The sequence below is a fragment of the Microbacterium sp. NPDC057407 genome, assembly GCF_042803895.1.
Lineage (GTDB): Bacteria > Actinomycetota > Actinomycetes > Actinomycetales > Microbacteriaceae > Microbacterium.
The window spans coordinates 1-5437 of the sequence record NZ_JBHVCA010000012.1; the positions used below are offsets into that span (position 1 = coordinate 1).

3 rRNA genes are annotated in these 5437 nt (G+C 56.1%); all 3 read left to right on the forward strand.

Annotated features, from left to right (window positions below):
• Nucleotides 1–121 precede the first annotated feature (121 nt).
• The 3 genes from ACFUTX_RS16425 (at nucleotide 122) to rrf (ending at nucleotide 5363) form a co-directional block, all read left to right on the forward strand.
• Nucleotides 122–1644 (forward strand): 16S ribosomal RNA (locus ACFUTX_RS16425).
• A gap of 375 nt (nucleotides 1645–2019) precedes the next feature.
• Nucleotides 2020–5123 (forward strand): 23S ribosomal RNA (locus ACFUTX_RS16430).
• Nucleotides 5124–5246: 123 nt separating this feature from the next.
• A 5S ribosomal RNA gene (gene rrf, locus ACFUTX_RS16435) occupies nucleotides 5247–5363 on the forward strand.
• Together the 16S, 23S and 5S rRNA genes form the textbook arrangement of a ribosomal RNA operon.
• The last annotated feature ends 74 nt before the right edge of the window (nucleotides 5364–5437 follow it).

Consider the following 5437-nt stretch of genomic DNA (forward strand, 5'->3'; position numbering starts at 1 on the left):
TTTTTGGACTGGTGGGGGTCTTTTGGATCAATTCATGGATGTCAGTTTGATATTCGTTTTTGGTCAGTTTCGAACTCGCTTCCTTTGACTCGTTTTCCCGGGTTTTTGGTGGCATCATTTTTTTATGGAGAGTTTGATCCTGGCTCAGGATGAACGCTGGCGGCGTGCTTAACACATGCAAGTCGAACGGTGAAGCCCAGCTTGCTGGGTGGATCAGTGGCGAACGGGTGAGTAACACGTGAGCAACCTGCCCTGGACTCTGGGATAAGCGCTGGAAACGGCGTCTAATACTGGATATGAGTAGCGGCCGCATGGTCAGCTGCTGGAAAGATTTTTCGGTCTGGGATGGGCTCGCGGCCTATCAGCTAGTTGGTGAGGTAATGGCTCACCAAGGCGTCGACGGGTAGCCGGCCTGAGAGGGTGACCGGCCACACTGGGACTGAGACACGGCCCAGACTCCTACGGGAGGCAGCAGTGGGGAATATTGCACAATGGGCGCAAGCCTGATGCAGCAACGCCGCGTGAGGGATGACGGCCTTCGGGTTGTAAACCTCTTTTAGCAAGGAAGAAGCGAAAGTGACGGTACTTGCAGAAAAAGCGCCGGCTAACTACGTGCCAGCAGCCGCGGTAATACGTAGGGCGCAAGCGTTATCCGGAATTATTGGGCGTAAAGAGCTCGTAGGCGGTTTGTCGCGTCTGCTGTGAAAACCCGAGGCTCAACCTCGGGCCTGCAGTGGGTACGGGCAGACTAGAGTGCGGTAGGGGAGATTGGAATTCCTGGTGTAGCGGTGGAATGCGCAGATATCAGGAGGAACACCGATGGCGAAGGCAGATCTCTGGGCCGTAACTGACGCTGAGGAGCGAAAGGGTGGGGAGCAAACAGGCTTAGATACCCTGGTAGTCCACCCCGTAAACGTTGGGAACTAGTTGTGGGGTCCATTCCACGGATTCCGTGACGCAGCTAACGCATTAAGTTCCCCGCCTGGGGAGTACGGCCGCAAGGCTAAAACTCAAAGGAATTGACGGGGACCCGCACAAGCGGCGGAGCATGCGGATTAATTCGATGCAACGCGAAGAACCTTACCAAGGCTTGACATACACGAGAACGCCGTAGAAATACGGAACTCTTTGGACACTCGTGAACAGGTGGTGCATGGTTGTCGTCAGCTCGTGTCGTGAGATGTTGGGTTAAGTCCCGCAACGAGCGCAACCCTCGTTCTATGTTGCCAGCACGTTATGGTGGGAACTCATGGGATACTGCCGGGGTCAACTCGGAGGAAGGTGGGGATGACGTCAAATCATCATGCCCCTTATGTCTTGGGCTTCACGCATGCTACAATGGCCGGTACAAAGGGCTGCAATACCGTGAGGTGGAGCGAATCCCAAAAAGCCGGTCCCAGTTCGGATTGAGGTCTGCAACTCGACCTCATGAAGTCGGAGTCGCTAGTAATCGCAGATCAGCAACGCTGCGGTGAATACGTTCCCGGGTCTTGTACACACCGCCCGTCAAGTCATGAAAGTCGGTAACACCTGAAGCCGGTGGCCCAACCCTTGTGGAGGGAGCCGTCGAAGGTGGGATCGGTAATTAGGACTAAGTCGTAACAAGGTAGCCGTACCGGAAGGTGCGGCTGGATCACCTCCTTTCTAAGGAGCACTGCACATTCCCCTTTGCGGGGGGTGTCAGAGCCGGTTCCGGGGCGTTCGTTCCCGGCCGGGGCTCATGGGTGGAACATTTGACGAGGCCTCATCCGGGTGATTTCGGACTCAGTACGCCGCTTGCGGTGGGAACGGTTCGGGGGAGTCGGGGTGGGGCGTGCACGCTGTTGGGTCCTGAGGGACCGGGGGCGGGAGTGATCCTGCGACTGGGACTTCTGGGCCCATCCTTCATGTCGGCGGCAGTGCCGGCTGCGGGGTGGGGACCGCCCGTACTTTGAGAACTACACAGTGGACGCGAGCATCTTAAAGATGTGACCCTTTTTTGGGTTGCATCACGAATGATCTTTAGATCAGCTCATGTGATTTCAAGTCTTTAAGAGCAAACGGTGGATGCCTTGGCATCTGGAGCCGAAGAAGGACGTAGCAATCTGCGATAAGCCTCGGGGAGTGGATAAGCACACTGTGATCCGAGGGTGTCCGAATGGGGAAACCCCGCTGGGCGGCGTGCCGACCCAGTGACTCCCGCCTGAATATATAGGGCGGGTAGAGGGAACGTGGGGAAGTGAAACATCTCAGTACCCACAGGAAGAGAAAGCAACAGCGATTCCGTGAGTAGTGGCGAGCGAAACCGGAACAGGCTAAACCGAGTACGTGTGATATCCGGCAGGAGTTGCGTGTTCGGGGTTGTGGGACTTTCCATATCATTCTGCCGAGTGGTGAACGTGATGCGTCGATATAGGTGAACGGTCTTGAAAGGCCGGCCAGAGTGGGTGCCAGCCCCGTAACCGAAATGTCGGACGCAGCGTGGAGAGGATCCCAAGTAGCACGGGGCCCGAGAAATCCCGTGTGAATCTGTCAGGACCACCTGATAAGCCTAAATACTCCCAGATGACCGATAGCGGACAAGTACCGTGAGGGAAAGGTGAAAAGTACCCCGGGAGGGGAGTGAAATAGTACCTGAAACCGTTTGCTTACAAACCGTTGGAGCAGCCCTGGTAGCTGTGACAGCGTGCCTTTTGAAGAATGAGCCTGCGAGTTAGCGATATGTGGCGAGGTTAACCCGTGTGGGGTAGCCGTAGCGAAAGCGAGTCTGAATAGGGCGATTCAGTCGCATGTCCTAGACCCGAAGCGAAGTGATCTATCCATGGCCAGGCTGAAGCGACGGTAAGACGTCGTGGAGGGCCGAACCCACTTAGGTTGAAAACTGAGGGGATGAGCTGTGGATAGGGGTGAAAGGCCAATCAAACTTCGTGATAGCTGGTTCTCTCCGAAATGCATTTAGGTGCAGCGTTGCGTGTTTCTTGCCGGAGGTAGAGCTACTGGATGGCCGATGGGCCCCACCAGGTTACTGACGTCAGCCAAACTCCGAATGCCGGTAAGTGAGAGCGCAGCAGTGAGACTGTGGGGGATAAGCTTCATAGTCGAGAGGGAAACAACCCAGACCACCAACTAAGGTCCCTAAGCGCGTGCTAAGTGGGAAAGGATGTGGAGTTGCTCAGACAACCAGGAGGTTGGCTTAGAAGCAGCCACCCTTGAAAGAGTGCGTAATAGCTCACTGGTCAAGTGATTCCGCGCCGACAATGTAACGGGGCTCAAGCACGCCACCGAAGTTGTGGCATTGACATTATTGGTAGGCCTTCGTGGTCCAGCCGTGTTGATGGGTAGGAGAGCGTCGTGTGGCGAGTGAAGCGGCGGGGTGACCCAGCCGTGGACGCCACACGAGTGAGAATGCAGGCATGAGTAGCGAAAGACGTGTGAGAAACACGTCCTCCGAAAGACCAAGGGTTCCAGGGTCAAGCTAATCTTCCCTGGGTAAGTCGGGACCTAAGGCGAGGCCGACAGGCGTAGTCGATGGACAACGGGTTGATATTCCCGTACCGGCGAAGAACCGCCCCAATCAATCCAGTGGTGCTAAGTGCCCGAATCCGCAGTTACGATCCCTTCGGGGTGAGGGCTGCGGCCTAGCGCACGACCCCATGCTGGTGCGGTTAGCGTATTAACAGGTGTGACGCAGGAAGGTAGCCCAACCCGGGCGATGGTTGTCCCGGGGCAAGTGCGTAGGCCGAGGAATAGGCAAATCCGTTCCTCACACAGGCTGAGACACGATGCGGATGAAAAGTGGGTGATCCTATGCTGCCGAGAAAAGCATCGACGCGAGGTTCTAGCCGCCCGTACCCCAAACCGACTCAGGTGGTCAGGTAGAGAATACCAAGGAGATCGAGAGAATCGTGGTTAAGGAACTCGGCAAAATGCCCCCGTAACTTCGGGAGAAGGGGGGCCTTCGACGTATTAGGACTTGCTCCGAAAGCGTTTGGAGGCCGCAGAGACTAGTGGGTAGCGACTGTTTACTAAAAACACAGGTCCGTGCCAAGTCGCAAGACGATGTATACGGACTGACGCCTGCCCGGTGCTGGAAGGTTAAGAGGACCGGTTAGCCGCAAGGCGAAGCTGAGAATTTAAGCCCCAGTAAACGGCGGTGGTAACTATAACCATCCTAAGGTAGCGAAATTCCTTGTCGGGTAAGTTCCGACCTGCACGAATGGCGTAACGACTTCCCAACTGTCTCAACCGCGAACTCGGCGAAATTGCATTACGAGTAAAGATGCTCGTTACGCGCAGCAGGACGGAAAGACCCCGTGACCTTTACTACAGCTTGGTATTGGTGTTCGGTGTGGCTTGTGTAGGATAGGTGGGAGACTATGAAGCGGTGACGCCAGTTACCGTGGAGTCGTTGTTGAAATACCACTCTGGTCACTCTGGATGTCTAACTTCGAACCGTAATCCGGTTCAGGGACAGTGCCTGGTGGGTAGTTTAACTGGGGCGGTTGCCTCCCAAAAAGTAACGGAGGCGCCCAAAGGTTCCCTCAACCTGGTTGGCAATCAGGTGGCGAGTGTAAGTGCACAAGGGAGCTTGACTGTGAGACTGACAGGTCGAGCAGGGACGAAAGTCGGGACTAGTGATCCGGCAGTGGCTTGTGGAAGCGCTGTCGCTCAACGGATAAAAGGTACCTCGGGGATAACAGGCTGATCTTGCCCAAGAGTCCATATCGACGGCATGGTTTGGCACCTCGATGTCGGCTCGTCGCATCCTGGGGCTGGAGTAGGTCCCAAGGGTTGGGCTGTTCGCCCATTAAAGCGGTACGCGAGCTGGGTTTAGAACGTCGTGAGACAGTTCGGTCCCTATCCGCTGCGCGCGTAGGAAGTTTGAGAGGATCTGACCCTAGTACGAGAGGACCGGGTTGGACGAACCTCTGGTGTGTCAGTTGTTCCGCCAGGAGCACCGCTGATTAGCTACGTTCGGGATGGATAACCGCTGAAAGCATCTAAGCGGGAAGCCGGCCTCAAGATGAGACTTCCATACCTTCGGGTGAGAGGCTCCCAGCCAGACTACTGGGTTGATAGGCCAGATGTGGAAGCACGGCAACGTGTGCAGCTGACTGGTACTAATAAGCCGATGACTTGACAATCACCCCCACCCCCGGGTGGGAACCGTGATGCCCGCGTCCACTGAGTGGTTCTCGATGTACGGTCGAGAACGCACACCACACCACAACTTTTGTGACGGTGCGCACCGAAAACATCAACAGTGTTTCGGCGGCCATAGCGAGAGGGAAACGCCCGGTCCCATTCCGAACCCGGAAGCTAAGCCTCTCAGCGCCGATGGTACTGCAGGGGCGACCCTGTGGGAGAGTAGGACACCGCCGGACTTCCATTACCGAAATGGCCACCCAACGCAGGGTGGCCATTTCGCGTTAACCCACCACCCACCCACACCGGGAGG